Origin of the sequence: Rhodococcus sp. JS3073 (assembly GCF_026810085.1) — a bacterium.
In the GTDB taxonomy this organism is placed as follows: domain Bacteria; phylum Actinomycetota; class Actinomycetes; order Mycobacteriales; family Mycobacteriaceae; genus Rhodococcus_F; species Rhodococcus_F wratislaviensis.
Genome location: NZ_CP113951.1, coordinates 305689 through 320953 on the forward strand (window position 1 = coordinate 305689; position 15265 = coordinate 320953).

Below are 15265 nucleotides of genomic sequence, written 5' to 3' on the forward strand. Positions count from 1 at the left end.
GAGGACTCCCGAGTTCAGAAAGCGGGTTGCGTGGTTGCGGTGTCGTCCTTGGTCACCAGATCCTCATCCAAGACCTTGAACTGCGGAACTTCCTCGCCGCGAAGGTACTTGACGATCTCCTCGACGAGGATGCCGGCGGTGGGCTTGTGAATGACGGTGGCGAGCGTCTGTCCGCTGTCGATCGCGGTGAACATGTCGGTCTCGCCGTCGGCGCCGACGACGTCGACTCCAGTTCGTCCGCTGGACTGCAGTGCGGCGACTGCGCCGAGTGCCGCCTCGTCGTTCGCGCCGAACACCAGGTCGACGTCGGGGTTCGCGGCGAGCATGTTCTGGGCGGCCTTCTCGGAATCAGCGCGGCGGTAGTTGCCGGGCTGCTCGGCGACGATGTCGAACGTGCATGCCCGCAGCAGGGGAAGCATGAACGCTCCGACCCGGGCATCGCTCGACGCATCCCCGGGGATTCCGGAGACAACGGCTACCTTGATGTCTTGTTGTCCCGCATAGTGTTCGACGACCCATTCGCCGAGTTGGCGACCTTCAGTGGCGTAGGGTGCCAGCACCTGGGACGCCGGCTTCACTCCCAGCATGCCCTTCTGTGTGAAGAAGTACGGCACCCCGGCCGTGGAGGCCTGCGACAGGACGGCGTTGAGTCCTTCGGTGTTCGCGGGCATCATCATCAGCGCATCCGTGCCCTGCGCGACGGCGGTCTGGATGTCGTTGAACTGCTGGTTGACGTCGTCATTGGCGCTGATGACGTTGATCTCGACGCCGAGGTCGCGGGCAGTCTCCTCGGCGAGTTGCTTCTGCTTGACGAGGAAGGGGTGGCTGAGTCCTTCGATCGAGAACGTGATCTTGATCGGGTCGTCGGCGCGCTTCGGCTCGGGGTTGGTGTTGGTTCCCTTGTCCGAGTTCGCGGCAGCGATTCCGTACAGGTTGCCGGCGAGCTTCTTCTGGATGTCTGCGATCTGGTCGTGGTTCTTGGCGCATCCGCCGTCGTCGATGACGACGTCGGCAACCGAAGCCTCGACAGCGGTGGCGTTGTTGTCGACGCTCGAGCTGCACGCGGTTCCGGCAACGAGTATCGCGGCGCAGGCAAGCGCGGGAATCAGAGCACGGGATTGCTTCATGGGGTTCCTTCTGGCGGAGGTGCCTACTCGGGGCATGTTTGTTCGACCGCTGTGTTTGCAGCGGTGGAGGTGGCAAGTACGTTGTGCGGTAGAGCTACTCGGTGCTAGTCGATGGGGAGGAGCGTGTCGGCGCCAATGGAGGGGCGTCTGATTCGGGAGAGTTCGGCGGTAAGTTTCGAGGCGGTGTCCAGCACGAGATCGGCGAATCGCGAGCGAAGGTCGGATTCGGTGACACGGAAGATCGGGCCACCCACACAGATCGCCGCGGCCACGGCGCCGGTCGCATCGAACACGGGAGCCGCGATGGAGCGCACTCCGAGCTCACGCTCTTCGAGGCTGAGTGCGAATCCGTCGCGTCGAACGTCCTGCATCACTCGATGCAGTTCTTCCGTGTCGGTGATAGTCGAGTCGGTGTATCGGGTCAGGTCCAGTTGGTCGATGATCCGATCGCCGACTCCCGACGGCAGAAACGCGAGGATCACCTTGCCCTGACTGGTGGCGTGCAGCGGAATCTGTTGCCCCGGTTCGCCGTACATTTGCACGGAATGCGACGAAGCCATACAGACGAGGTAGGTCAACCGCAGGCCGCGTCGAACCGACATGAACACCGTCTCCGTCGTGGCGTCACGCAGCTGCGCAAGCAATGGCCTACCCAGTTCCTCGAGCGCGTAGCGATCTACGCCCTCACCCGCAAGAACCTGAATCTGCGGACCCGGCGAGTACTTACCCGACGCACCGTCTTGGACAGCGAACCCGCGCTCGCGAAGAACACGCAGCAGTCGGTGCGCGGTAGGGACCGTCAGATCGGTTGCCTTTGCGATGTCTCCTGCCGTGATTCCTTCGGGGTGGAGGGATACTCGAGTCAGGACGTCGAGAAGTCGATACGCACTCTGCGCTCCGGGCGTTTCCATATTGTGGACCTCAATCCATAGTGTGGAGTGCGGTAAATGTAATCCACATCACTAACGCTAGTCAAGGGTTGAACCCCACAACAATGCCCAGTGCAGAAGGATGCGTCCGAATAGGTACGAGCGTTGGATGTGTTCGGAGGCAGGCCATTTGAGGCTCAAAGTACGACGAGGAGCCCCAGCGGGCGCACACGCCCGCTCGGGCTCCTCGTCCTGGAAGCTCGCAGCAATCGCTGCGGCACGATCAGTCGACCGACGCCGACTTCTTGAACGCAACGACGGCCTGACCAGACATCACGGCCGTACCCGTGTCGACGTCGGTGATCTCCAGGTCGAAATGCGCTCGGCCTGTCCGCGGATCAGTCTCAACGCAGGTCACGGTGGCGTCGACCACCGAGTTGACGAACGTCGGCGCGTGGAGTTCGAACGTATAGCTCTTCGAGACCCCGCCGGGAGCGACGAGCGATGTCAGCGCCGACTGGACATAGCCGGCGACCAACATCCCATGCGCGACCCGTTTTCCGAACGGCGTCGATGCGGCATACTGCGCGTCGACGTGGATCGGATTGCGGTCGTCCGACAGGTCGGCGTAGGCATCCACCGCACCCGCGTCGACCACGAACCGTCGAGTCGCAGTATCCCCCACCGTCAATGATGCAATCGTGACGATCTCTGCAGTCACGACGCCCGGCCCGTCTCGGTGATGGCGAGAACCTCGACATCGGCGCAGTCCTGAACACTTCTCATTGTTTGCATAGTGGCTCCCGTGAATCCTGCGGGGTGTCGACGTTGCGCCACGCTGAGCGGAACGCCGAACCGCCGCGCCAACGAGCGGGACAGATTGCTCCCGGCCTGGGCCCACTCTTGTCGCGGGTACCCGAACTCACCGTAGAGGGCAGTGGGAACACCGTCAAGAAATCGCTTACCACGCGTGGCCAACCGTGCCACGTAGCCAGCACCGGGCGACGGCCGTGGATCCGCGCCCTCACGGCCGAGGTGCGGCACCCGACCCACACGGAACCCGGAAATCGATTCTGGATCGATCCATTCCTGTTTCCGCAGATGACCGGCCAGATGACCGATCGACATCCGGAAGGTACTGCAAACTGCGAGAACAAGCTCTTGGATCGATCCAGGTTCTCGTGTATGTTCTGTATCGCAGGTCACACTGGACGAGAGAAAGGGTCGAGGTCATGGGGCGAGTCACACTCTCCGACGTCAGCCGCCACGCCGGCGTGTCCCGATCGACGGCGTCTCTTGTCCTCAACGACAGCCCGAGCGTCGCGCCGGAGACCACACGCCGTGTACGTGAGGCGATGAAGGCACTCGGATACGTCTACAACCGGCACGCCGCGATGCTTCGCAATCCTCGGTCGATGACCCTCGGCCTCGTAGTCACCGAGGTGCAGAACCCCTACTTCGCCGAACTCGCCATGACCCTCGAAGACGTCGCCGACCGCGCCAACTACGCCGTCTTCATCGGCTACAGCCGCGACGACCCCACCCGCCAGCGGCGTCTACTCGACCGGCTCGTCGAACGCAGCATCGATGGATTGATCCTGCTCCCCGCGGGCGACACCCAGGCCTCGGACATCGACGACCTGCTCGCGGCGAGCGGCATCCCGCTTGTACTCCTGGCCCGACACTTCGACCTCCGCCACGACTACGTCGGCGCCGACAACGTCGAAGCCGGACGACTGCTCGGCCACCACCTGCGTTCGATGGGTGCACGGACCGTGGCCATGGTCGGCGGCCCCCAGCACACCTCGGCACGCCGCGAGCGCGAGCAGGGCTTTCTGGCCGCCATCGCCGGATCCGACATGACCATGTACCCCACCGACGGACTGTTCGGGGAGGCGACCCCGGACGGCGGCGCCGACGCCACCCGCCGCCTGCTCGACCGCGGCGAGATCCCGGACGCGATCGTGGCCTACAGCGACATCGTTGCCGTCGGCGTCTACGCCGAACTGACCCGACGCGGCCTCGAGCCCGGCCGCGACATCGCTGTCGGCGGCTTCGACGACATCGCCGGTTCCGCTCACCGCACGCCGCCGCTGACCACCGTCGCCACCTTCCCCACCAAGATCGGGGAGAAGTGCGGCGAACTGATCCTCGAACGCCTCGGCCAACCTCAGACGCCGGACGGCGCTACTGCCGCCACTCCGTACAGTCACCAGCTCGTCGAGCCTGCGCTTCGAGTGCGCGCCTCCACCGCCGCCTGGCGTCCTCGCCGCGGGTAGGCACACCTCACTCCGGATACCGCCCTACCAACCGCCTCGACATGACCAAAAAGTAAGCGCTTTCACAGCTAGGAGCCAGATGATGCACACCCCCCGCGTACTCACCGCCCGCCAGGCTGCCGACCTCGTCGAGGACGGCGACATCGTCACCGTCAGTTCCTCATCGGGACTGGGCTGCCCAGACGCGGTGCTCGCCGGCCTCGGACAGCGGTACGTAGAGACGCAGTCACCGACGAACCTGACCAGCGTGCACCCGATCGCGGCCGGTGACATGTGGGGTATCAAGGGCATCGACCACCTGACGCACAATGGGATGCTCGCACGCGTGATCGCCGGCTCCTACCCATCCGGACCCTCGTCGGCGGAGCCGCCCCGAATCTGGCAGATGATCGAGAACAACGAGGTCGAGGCATACAACTTCCCCTCTGGTGTGCTGTTCCAATTGCACCGCGCGGCCGCCGCCAAGCAGCCCGGCGTGCTGACCAAGGTCGGCCTCGACACCTTCGTCGACCCCCGGATCAGCGCCGGCCGGATGAACACCATCACCCCGGACGCCTTCGTCCGCGTCCACGAACTCGACGGTCAGGAGTGGCTGTTCTACGACGCCCTCGTCCCGAATGTCGCGATCATCCGCGCCACCACCGCCGACACCCACGGCAACCTCACCTTCGAGGAGGAGCCGTCCCCGCTCGGCGCCCTCGACCTCGCCTACGCAGCCCACAACAACGGCGGCATCGTCATCGCCCAGGTCAAGTACCTGGCCGAGGGCGGAAGCCTGAGCCCGCAGGCGGTGCAGGTGCCGGGCATCCTCGTCGACACCCTCGTGCTCGCGCCGGATCAGCTGCAGACCACCCAAACCCCGTACGACCCAGCCATCTCCGGTGAGCTGCGCCGCCCGCTGAGCACTCTCGAACCGGTGCCGTTCACCCTCGAGAAGATCATGGCCCGCCGCGCCGCAACCGAGCTGCAGTCCGGCGAGATCGCCAATCTCGGCTTCGGCGTCTCGGCCCTGGTTCCCCACGTCCTGGTCGAGGAGGGGCTCGCCGACGCGGTGTCCTGGGTGATCGAGCAGGGTCCGGTCGGCGGTGTTCCACTGTTGGACTTCGTCTTCGGGGTTGCACAGAACCCGGACGCGATCATGCAGAGCTCGGACCAGTTCACTCTGCTGCAGGGCGGCGGCTTCGAGCACACCCTGCTCTCCTTCCTCGAAATCGATCGACACGGCAACGTCAACGTGCACAGCCTCCCCAAGCGCCGGCACGTCACCGCCGGCGTCGGCGGGTTCGCCGACATCACCTCCGCTGCACCGTCGATCGTGTTCGTCGGCTCCTTCACCGCCGGCCGCCGCGACATCGCCATCGAGGACGGCGCCCTGCATATCCGGGCCGACGGACCACACACCAAGTTCGTCGAGGAGGTCGACTCCCCCACGTTCTCCGGCACACGCGCACTCGCCAACGGCCAGAAGGTCCTCTACGTCACCGAACGGGCCGTCCTCGAACTGCGGCCCGAGGGACTGACCGTCATCGAGATCGCGCCCGGCGTGGACCTGCAGCGCGACATTCTCGACAAGTCCGAGTTCGATCTGCTCGTCGACCCGAACCTGAAGACCATGGCGCCGGAGCTGTTCTCCCCGCGCGCGCAGGGCCTGACCCTCGCCCCACTGCCCGCGCACCCGCGCGTGCAGGCACTGCAGAGCTGACCACACTTACCGAGGAACTTTCCATGAACACCACTGAGATCCACCAGAACGTCGGCCGCATCAACGTGAGCTGGAACCGTGCCGGCCGGGTCGCGACCATCTTGATCGACCGACCGCGCAAACTCAACGCCCTCACCCTCGAGCTGCTCGACAACCTCTACACTGAACTGCGGGCCATCGAGAACTCCGACGCCCAGGTGGTGTTGTTGAAAACCGCCGGAGACAAGGCGTTCTGTGTCGGCGCCGACATCACCCAGTTCGCGCAGTTCACCCCCGCCCAGATGTGGAAACGCTGGATCACCGAAGGCCACCGGGTGTTCAACTTTCTCGCCCAGTTGCGCCAACCGACGATCGCGGTCGTCGACGGGATCGCCGTCGGCGGCGGACTCGAACTCGCCCTCGCCTGCGACCTGCGAGTCGGCGCCACCACCGCCCGCCTCGGACTCCCCGAAACCAGCCTCGGAACCATTCCCGGGTGGGGTGGCACCGAGCGTCTCACGCACGTAGTCGGGGCCGCGCGGGCCAAGGAAATGATCTTTACCCGCCGCCAACTCGACGCCGAGACGGCGCTGACATGGGGGCTGTTGACCGCGGTCTCCGACCGTGACAGTCTCGCCACCGACGTCGGGGTGATCGTCGACCGGATCCTCGAAGGTGCCCCCGCCGCTGTGCAGGTGAGCAAGCAGCTCGTCGACGCGGCCGCCGTCGGCGCCCCGTCCGTGATCCTCGAGGCCCTTGGCAGTGGGTTCACCGCGTCGACCGATGATTTCGCAGTCGGGGTCGCCGCCTTCCAGAACAAGACCACCCCCGTCTTCACCAACTCGTAAGCCCCTCAGTCCTTCTCGCTACTCAGCAGATCCCTCGACCGGATTGGCACACTATGACCCTCAATCCACACTCACCGTCCACGGCTGGTCCCGAAGCCCACACGGATATCCCGGTGGTCACCACGAAAGACCTATGCAAGGCAGCGTGGGGCGCATCCGTGGGAAGCGCCCTCGAGTATTACGACTTCGCCCTGTACAGCCTGGCGTCCGCGCTGGTGTTCGGGCCGCTGTTCTTCCCGAGTGAGAACGCCTCGACCGGGCTGGTCCTGAGTTTCGCGACGTACTTCATCGGCTTCGCCGTTCGCCCCCTCGGCGGGGTGTTCTTCGGACGGCTCGGTGACCGGCTGGGCCGCAAGTTCGTGCTGATGGCCACCATCATCATGATGGGCGTCGCCAGCACCTGTATCGGTCTGCTGCCGACCTACCACGGTAGCGAAGGCGACTGGTACTCCGGCGGCGTGGGCATGCTCGCCCCGATCCTGCTGATCCTTCTACGCATCGTCCAGGGTCTCGGCGCCGGCGCGGAGATGGCCGGCGCTTCGATCCTGATGACCGAGTACTCCCCGCCGAACAAGCGCGGCTTCTACGCGTCGCTGCCGTTCCTCGGTGTGCAGGTCGGCACCGTTACCGCGGCCCTGGTCTACTTCCTCGTCTACCGCGGCCACAGCGAGATCACCGACACCTGGCTGTGGCGGGTGCCGTTCCTGGCGAGCGTCGTCATCCTCGGCGTCGCGATGTACCTGCGGGTCAACCTGAAGGAGTCGCCGACCTTCGAGAAACTCGAGGTCCGCGATCAGATCGACGAGCGGCCGCTGCACAACCTGCTCGCCCACTCCCGCCCGTCTCTGTTGCGGGGCATCGGCCTTCGCCTCGCCGAGAACGGCTCGTCCTCGATGTACCAGGCTCTGGCGGTCGCCTACGTCACCAGCGCCGCGGTCGGCATCAAGGGACCGATCGGTGCCCTCTCGCTGGTGTTCGCCGCGTCCCTCGGCGCGATCGTGATCCCGATCGCCGGCAAGCTCTCCGACCGGTTCGGCCGGGTCAGGACCTACCGCGCCTTCGCCTACTTCCAGTTGGTGTCCGCGTTCCCGATCTGGTGGGCACTGAGCCAGGGCAGCGTGGTGCTGACCATCGTCGTCATCTCATTGGCGCTCGGGATCGGGACTTGGGGAATGTTCGGCTCGCAGAGCGCATTCATGTGCGAGCTGTTCGGCTCCCGACAGCGCTACCTCGGCGTGTCGGTGGCCCGTGAAATTTCCGCGGTGCTCTCCGGCGGTATCGCACCGCTGATCGGCGCCTGGATCATCGCGATGGTCGTCGCCACTGACGGCGGCCCGGACGTCCCCGGCGCCGGACTGGGGTCATGGGTGTTCATCGCCGGATACCTGTGCATCCTGACGCTCATCACCATCGGCACCACGTACATCACCCCCGACCCGATCAACCGCGACCTGGACGACCCACGCGACGCCATTGCCGCCGACCGCAGCTGAATCAGCGAGAAGCGACCTCAATCGCGGAGGACCGATACCCCGCCGAACCGAGGGGCTCTTCCCTGCTCGACGTGTCGGCCGTGATGCCGGGGCTGTCCGACATCCCGTAAACGTCTATATGCGTCGCATGCATGAGTTATAGGCAAATCGTTCACTGGACCGCAATGGTTGCGGGTGCTTAACGTGACCTGACCCACATAAGCACTTATGAACGATTCCTCATCGCACGCGTGCGTATGACGTCGCGATGCCGTCCAGCGGAGGCCCAGATGACAGTGCCGACTCGAGTACCGAACACAACGGGAAACAAGGTTCCTCCCACCGTGGACAAGGAGCGTCCACCCAGCCGCACAAGGACACAAGCCATCGGCCTCCTCGTCGGCGGCATCGGGTTCGTCGCCCTACTCGTGATCCCGACAGGGTTGAGTGGACCCCAGCAACGGCTGGCAGCGATCTTGATTCTGGCCGTGGCGTTTTGGATCACCGAGGCGCTCCCGCTGGCGGTGACCTCGCTCCTCGCGATCGGACTCGCTGCAACACTCGGTATCGCGGACAGTCCCGATGGCGGCAACGGGAGTGATCTCGTTTTCTCCTCGTTCTCCTCCTCGGTCATCTTTCTGCTGATCGGAGGTTTCCTTTTCGCCAAGGCGATCAACGTGCACGGCCTCGATGCCCGGTTCGCGCTGCGTGTGCTTACCCTGCCGGGGGTCGCGAAGTCTTCCTATCGCGTGATCGTGGCCTTCGGGTTCATCGCCTTGGTGATCTCCGCATTCGTATCGAATTCGGCGACGGCGACGATGCTGTTGCCGATCGGGTTGGGTCTGATCCGCACGCTCAACCCCATCATGTCCCCAGGGGATACTGATTCATCCGGGCCCAGGCAGACCCGATTTGCGACCGCTCTCATGCTGATGATCGCGTATGCAGCGGCGGTTGGCGGCCTGTTGACGCCCATCGGAAGCCCAGCCAATCTCGTCGGCATCGGTTACATCGAAAAGCTCACGGGCAGCTCCATCGGCTTCCTGCAGTGGACAGCGGCAACAGCCCCCATCGTCGCAATCATGTTCGTCATCTTGTGCGTCGTCATCATCTCGATGAATCGCCCGGAATGCCGCGCTCTGCCCGACCTCGACTACCTGCGTCACGAGCGTGCGCAACTCGGCCGACTCTCGACAGGTGAGCGCAGCACGCTGTTCGCCTTCTGCCTGGTGTGTGCGGGATGGTTGACCCCGAGCGTTGTCTCGCTGACGTTCGGCGTCGACTCCTCGATCGCGACCTTCGTTGCCGGCCACCTCGACGACGGCGCGGTAGCAGTGATTGCGGCGACCCTGCTGTTCGTTCTGCCCGGGAGCAAACCCGGCGCCAGGGTTTTGAACTGGGAACAGGCGGTGCGAATCGACTGGGGAGTGATTGTCCTGGTCGGCGCAGGCATCGTGCTCGGCGGTCTGTTGTCCTCGACCGGTCTCGCGGATCTCGTCGGTGAGACCCTCAGCCAGAATCTGGGCTTTCCGAGCCTGTTCGTGATCACTCTCTTCGCTGTCGCAATGGCGATCCTGCTGTCCGAGACCACGAGCAATACTGCGGCTGTGGCAATAGTCGTGCCCATCGTCGTGCCCATCGCGATGGCGGCCGGCATCAATCCGGTAATTCCTGCTGTTGCCAGCGTCTTCGGCGGATCGTTCGGATTCATGCTTCCGATCGCCCAGATTCCCAACGCAATTGTGTACGGCTCCGGTTTCGTTCCGATCAAACGGATGCTTCGTACCGGATCGGTGTTCGACCTGGTCGGTTGCATCCTGATCGCTCTCGGTGTCGTCCTCTGGCTTCCGCATCTCGGCCTGGGCTGACTGGCGGACACCGGCCCCGTGGAGCTTCAACTCCGCGGGGTCTCCGCCATGGAAATGACATGCTCGAGGAAAGCGTGCGCAGCGGCAGGCATATAGCGGCTGGTAACTCGTGCAACCCCGACCACGCGGCTGGCGTCGACATCGCTGATCGGTACCTCTATGGGCAACCCGACCTGATGTGTGTCGGGAGAGGGAGGGAGAACGGCGACCCCGAGGCCGGCTGCCACCAGGCCGCGGACGGTGGGCACGTCGGCAGCTTCGAACACGATTGTCGGGGTGACACCGACTTCCTCGAAGAGCTCATCGGTGATCTGCCGAATCCCGAAGCCGCGCTTCAGTGTAACTACCGGAACCTCTGCGAGGTCGGCCAGTTGCACAGTGTCCGCAGTGGCCAGTCGATGGTCTTCGGGAACAGCCAAGATCATCGGCTCCTTCCACAGTGGTACCCATTCCACACCAGGCACTTGCGGGTCGGGAGCTGTCAGACAGAGGTCCACCGAGCCGTCCTGAAGCATCCCGACAACGGACCCTGCCCCGCCCTGCGACAGCTGGAAGCGCACATTCGCATGAGTCCGCCGGAACTCTCGAAGCAGGCGAGGGACCAGGATCGGTCCGACAGAGGGTATGAACGCCATCGTCACGATCCCGCGATTCGGATCCACGGCGTCGGTGATCTCCGACCATCCTGTATCGAGCGCTTTGAAGGCTTCCTCCACGCGGGCCCGGAAGATCTCGCCGTACCGGTTCAGTCGTACCGTTCGTCCGACACGATCGAACAGCGGAACTCCCAGTTCGTCTTCCAAACGTCCGATGGCACGGCTCAGCGCCGATTGCGACATGAATCTATTCTCGGCGGCTTGCCCGAAGTGCCCGAACCGCGCTGCAGCGGAAAATGCCTCCAGATCACGCAGTTCCATCGAGGCAACGCCCACAATCAATGTGTGTCATGCATCGAGTTTACGGGCATTGATCACCTCGGCGCACCTATCCGTGACAACTTCGGGTCACGCTTCTGGTCGGAGCTGAGGGTGTCGCAGCGTCAGATCGTGCAGATATTGCGGTCCCGTGCGGCGAGCGACGTCGACGAAGCCTGCGACGAGAGGCGACTGTTGGCCGGCGCGCCAGGCAAGCGACAGCGGGCGGTGCGGGAGCGGGTCGTGGAGTGGAACGAACCGGACTCCCTGGCGGCTGAGATTGATGAACGATGTAGGCAGCAACGCCACCCCCGCACCGGAGGCAACGAGCGCCAGAATGGTTTGAATGCGCGGAGATTCCTCGACGACGGGTGGCTGGATCCTGTGTTGCCGGAACAGCTCGACCACATCGGCGAAGGTGGTCGGCGCTGCGGCCCGCGTCCACAGGATGATGGGTTCATCGGCCAGTATCCCGGGGTCTATTCTCCCGCGGTCAGCGAGAGGGTCGTCATCGCACACGACGGCCGCGAGCGGGTCGTCGATCAGCGTCTCCACAGTCAGCGTCGGTTCGTCCACGGGCCCACGTAGGAAACCGACGTCGAGTCGATGTTCGGTGAGCTGAACGATCTGATCCGCTGTACCCAGTTCCGCGAGTTCGAGTTTGACGTCCGGGTACGCACGACGGTGGGCACGCATCACATACGACAACACCCCATCGACGGCAGCTTGCAGGGCGCCGATATGCAGATGCCCCAGGTGCCCGGTGGCGGCCCGCCGTGCTGCGGCGAAGGCTCGTTCCCCGTGCACGAGCGAGAGGCGAGCCTCCTCGAACAGGGCATGACCGGCATCGGTGAGTTCGATCGGCCGCCGTGAACGATCGATGAGCTCGACCCCCAGCTGGTGCTCGAGCTTACGGATCTGCTGACTCAGCGGCGGTTGCGCCATATGCAGCCGTTCGGCTGCGCGTCCGAAGTGACGTTCCTCGGCGACCGTGACGAAATAGCGGAGTAATCGCATCTCCGGATCATTCATATACACAGAATATAATAGGTGACCAAACATGTCTTGGACTGTGATGGTGTAGCGGACTTACGGTTGGCCTAGGTAATTCAGATCTACCCAGGAGGACAACCGAAATGACTGCCGTACAACCCCGCATCGACCACAACGACCTGGTCGAGCATTACTTCAACCAGCCGTGGAGCGACGGCCTGCCAGTCGTTCCCCCCACCCCGGACCGAGTCGCGGCCGTGGTCGAGGCACTCGGCGGCAATCCCCAAACTCTCGAGGCACGAATCCCACCGCGATGGGGCAGCCTGACCCGCGAACTCCTCGCAGTCAACATGGTGATGGCCGGCTGCAAGCCGGAATATGCACCCGTCGTGCGCGCCGCAGTACTCGCCCTGGCGGACACCCGCTTCAACCTCAACGGAATCCAGGCCACCACCCATGTCGTCTCGCCGCTGATCGTGGTCAACGGTCCGATCGCTCGCGAGATCGGCATGAACTCCGGGGGGAACCTTTTCGGCTCCGGCAACCGAGCGAACGCGACCATAGGCCGGGCAGTGCGACTGATCATGCTCAGCGTCGGCGGGGGCATCCCCGGTGAACTCGACAAGAGCACCCTCGGCCATCCGGGCAAGTACACCTTCTGCATCGCCGAGAACGAAGAAGCCAGCCCCTGGGCTCCCTACCACGTCGAACACGGCTACGCCCCGGAGGACAGCACGGTGCTCGTCATCGGCGCCGAAGCCCCCCACAGCGTGACCAACCACATCTCCGATGACCCGCAGGGCATCTTGGACTCCATCGCCTCGGCCATGAGCACGATCGGTCACAACAACGCCGTGCTCGGCGGCTCCTGCACCGTCGTCCTCGGCATCGAACACGCACGCACGATCGCATCCTTCGGATGGACCCGCGACGACATCCGCCGGTACCTCTGGCTCAACGGAACCAATGACTGGGACAAGGTCAGCTACGGCAACCGCTACGCCCCTCCCGGCGGAACCACCTACAACCGCAACCTGCCGAAGTGGTATCCGCGCCAGTCCGGCCGACAGGTGCCGATCGTGTTTACGCCCGACGACATCCATCTGTTCATCGCGGGCGGCGCGGCCGGTCGATTCTCGGCCTTCCTGCCCGGATGGAGCACGGCGACAACGCCGGTGCTACGAGCCGTCCACGACGACACCGTGCCGACAGGCGACCCCGGCGGCCTCGAATGCTCGGACGGCTCCTGCCGCCTGTAGCTCCCCCGACCGCCCACAACACAAAATCTGACAGCGAGGAAAGAACGATGAACGATGGTATTTACGACCCCCGAGGTGTTGTCGAAGTGGAGGCCTCTCCCCTGGCAACCCGGCCGAACAGCGCAGATGGCCTTCGTCTGGCAGTGCTGAGCAACACGAAGTGGAATGCTGCCAAACTCCTGCGTGCCACCGTGCGGGCACTCGAGCAACGGGGCGTGACGTTCGCCTCCGTCGAGTACTACGACAAGGAGCACTTCTCCTCGGACGCAAGTGCTGAAGTAATCAACCGGATTGCCGCCGAAAACGACATTGCGCTGACTGCAATCGGCGACTGCGGTTCCTGCTGCTCCGCGTGTGTCACCGACGGTGTTCGCCTCGAACAGGCCGGACTGCCCACGGCGGTCATCGTGACCACCGAGTTCGAGCACGAAGCCCGCCTACAGCGCGACGCACGTGGAATGGCGGACCTCGAGCCCGTCGTGATCACCCACCCGATCAGCAGCCTGACTCTCGAGCAGCTCGAAGGCCGCGCCGCCGAAGTCGCTCCTCAGGCCCTCGATATCTGGTTGACAGGAACGCCCACCCGGGCCACGCGGACCGCGACGACGTCCTCCGTCTAGCAAGGCCGCGGTGGGGTGCCCAGCAGCCAGGCACCCCACCGCATCTCGAAATCCCACGGCGCTGCATCCGCCCCGGGACCGGCGGACCTCGGTCTGTCAGCCCGAAGGCATGGGTGGCGCTGTCACTACCGGCAGCGAGCACGTACGCACCGATCCAAGGAGACGACATGACCAACCCTCCGCTCTCTCGCCTACTGGTAGCGGACTTCTCGCGAGTCCTCGCGGGCCCGTTCTGCACGATGACACTGGGCGACCTGGGCGCCGAAATCATCAAGGTCGAACGCCCCGAAGGGGACGACACCCGGGCCTGGGGTCCCCCGTTCGTCGACGATCAGAGCACCTACTACCTCGGCGTCAACCGGAACAAACGCAGCATCGTGCTCGATCTCCGCGACCCGGACGATCTCGAGGTCGCCAGGACCCTCGCCGAGCACGCAGATGTTCTCGTGGAGAACTTCCGACCCGGCACCATGGCGGGGTTCGGATTGGACGAAACCACTATTCGCCAGGCCAACCCCGAATTGGTGTACTGCAGCATCTCAGCGTTCGGTGCCGGAGCCGGCCGCGAACTCGCCGGCTACGACCTCCTCGTGCAAGCACTCGGCGGGCTGATGAGCATCACAGGACCCGATCAGAACTCACCGACGAAAGCCGGCGTCGCTCTCGTCGACGTGCTGGCCGGCCTCTTCGCCACGGTCGGAATACTATCCGCGCTCCACGAACGCGAAAGGTCCGGAGTGGGCCAGCGCGTGGAAGTGAACCTCATGTCGGCACTACTGAGCGCACTGGCGAATCAGTCTTCGGGATACGTTCTGGCGGAAAAGATTCCCCACGCCCTCGGCAACGGGCATCCCAGCATCGCCCCCTACGACACATATGCCACCGGCGGAGGCGCTCTCGTACTCGCTGTGGGCACGGACCGACAGTTCAGCGACCTCTGCTCCACTCTGGATTTCCCTCAATTGGCTCGAGACGATCGCTTCACCACCAACGAACTTCGAGTCCGGAATCGACAAGCTCTACGCGAAAGCCTCGAACGAGCGTTGGCACCGCACCCAGCGCACCATTGGACTAAAGCATTGACAGCACACGGGGTGCCCGCCGGCGCGGTCAACGACATCGCGGATGCCTTCCATCTCGCCACCGAACTCGGTCTCGAACCCGTCACAAACACCGCCGACGGCGACACCCGACTCGGACGCCAGGTAGCCAACCCCATCAGCCTGTCGGCCACACCGGTCACGTACCGAACCCGGGCACCGCACCTGGGCGAACACAGCACCGACATCCGAAGCTGGCTCGAAGAACTCGAATCCCGCCGCGAAACCGCATGAC

Annotated in this window: 13 protein-coding genes; 8 read left to right on the forward strand and 5 right to left on the reverse strand. The window is 64.3% G+C overall.

Annotated elements, in window-relative coordinates; translation table 11 throughout:
• Positions 1–14 precede the first annotated feature (14 nt).
• The 3 genes from OYT95_RS01445 to OYT95_RS01455 form a co-directional block, all read right to left on the reverse strand.
• Positions 15–1127: a substrate-binding domain-containing protein gene (locus OYT95_RS01445; protein WP_037227704.1), complete on the reverse strand. Its 1113-nt coding sequence runs from the start codon at positions 1125–1127 to the stop codon at positions 15–17.
• A gap of 104 nt (positions 1128–1231) precedes the next feature.
• Positions 1232–2038 carry an IclR family transcriptional regulator gene (locus tag OYT95_RS01450; RefSeq protein ID WP_052032901.1) on the reverse strand — a complete coding sequence of 269 codons (807 nt, stop codon included), beginning with the start codon at positions 2036–2038 and terminating at the stop codon, positions 1232–1234.
• A gap of 241 nt (positions 2039–2279) precedes the next feature.
• Positions 2280–2717: a MaoC/PaaZ C-terminal domain-containing protein gene (locus OYT95_RS01455; protein WP_268790696.1), complete on the reverse strand. Its 438-nt coding sequence runs from the start codon at positions 2715–2717 to the stop codon at positions 2280–2282.
• Between the two features lie 511 nt (positions 2718–3228).
• On the opposite strand from OYT95_RS01455, the gene OYT95_RS01460 reads away from it, so the two are divergent.
• From OYT95_RS01460 to OYT95_RS01480, 5 genes are all read left to right on the forward strand, one after another.
• Positions 3229–4275: a LacI family DNA-binding transcriptional regulator gene (locus tag OYT95_RS01460; RefSeq protein WP_037227706.1), complete on the forward strand. Its 1047-nt coding sequence runs from the start codon at positions 3229–3231 to the stop codon at positions 4273–4275.
• A 79-nt stretch (positions 4276–4354) separates the two neighbouring features.
• The gene (locus OYT95_RS01465; RefSeq protein ID WP_245973287.1) at positions 4355–5977 is read left to right on the forward strand and encodes an acyl CoA:acetate/3-ketoacid CoA transferase; all 1623 of its coding nucleotides are present in this window, start codon (positions 4355–4357) and stop codon (positions 5975–5977) included.
• Positions 5978–6000: 23 nt separating this feature from the next.
• Complete coding sequence (locus tag OYT95_RS01470) at positions 6001–6804, forward strand: enoyl-CoA hydratase/isomerase family protein (protein WP_037227709.1); 804 nt, start codon at positions 6001–6003, stop codon at positions 6802–6804.
• Between the two features lie 53 nt (positions 6805–6857).
• On the forward strand, positions 6858–8297 hold the full coding sequence (locus OYT95_RS01475; protein WP_442972541.1) for an MFS transporter: 1440 nt from the start codon (positions 6858–6860) through the stop codon (positions 8295–8297).
• 269 nt (positions 8298–8566) lie between these two features.
• Positions 8567–10144 carry an SLC13 family permease gene (locus OYT95_RS01480; protein WP_268790698.1) on the forward strand — a complete coding sequence of 526 codons (1578 nt, stop codon included), beginning with the start codon at positions 8567–8569 and terminating at the stop codon, positions 10142–10144.
• 26 nt (positions 10145–10170) lie between these two features.
• Here OYT95_RS01480 and OYT95_RS01485 read toward each other — a convergent pair whose 3' ends face one another.
• Positions 10171–11061: a LysR family transcriptional regulator gene (locus tag OYT95_RS01485; protein ID WP_037227715.1), complete on the reverse strand. Its 891-nt coding sequence runs from the start codon at positions 11059–11061 to the stop codon at positions 10171–10173.
• Between the two features lie 87 nt (positions 11062–11148).
• Positions 11149–12090 carry a LysR family transcriptional regulator gene (locus OYT95_RS01490; RefSeq protein WP_268790699.1) on the reverse strand — a complete coding sequence of 314 codons (942 nt, stop codon included), beginning with the start codon at positions 12088–12090 and terminating at the stop codon, positions 11149–11151.
• Between the two features lie 104 nt (positions 12091–12194).
• Here OYT95_RS01490 and OYT95_RS01495 point away from each other — a divergent pair, with 104 nt between their 5' ends.
• The 3 genes from OYT95_RS01495 to OYT95_RS01505 all read left to right on the forward strand — a co-directional run bounded on the left by OYT95_RS01495 (position 12195) and on the right by OYT95_RS01505 (position 15264).
• Positions 12195–13310 (forward strand): hypothetical protein, encoded by a 1116-nt coding sequence (locus OYT95_RS01495; RefSeq protein ID WP_037227716.1) that lies wholly within the window; start codon positions 12195–12197, stop codon positions 13308–13310.
• A gap of 47 nt (positions 13311–13357) precedes the next feature.
• Positions 13358–13930 (forward strand): UGSC family (seleno)protein, encoded by a 573-nt coding sequence (locus OYT95_RS01500; RefSeq protein WP_052032905.1) that lies wholly within the window; start codon positions 13358–13360, stop codon positions 13928–13930.
• Between the two features lie 167 nt (positions 13931–14097).
• A complete protein-coding gene (locus tag OYT95_RS01505) occupies positions 14098–15264 on the forward strand; it encodes a CaiB/BaiF CoA transferase family protein (RefSeq protein ID WP_268790700.1) in 1167 nt (388 codons plus the stop codon).
• Position 15265 lies beyond the last annotated feature (1 nt).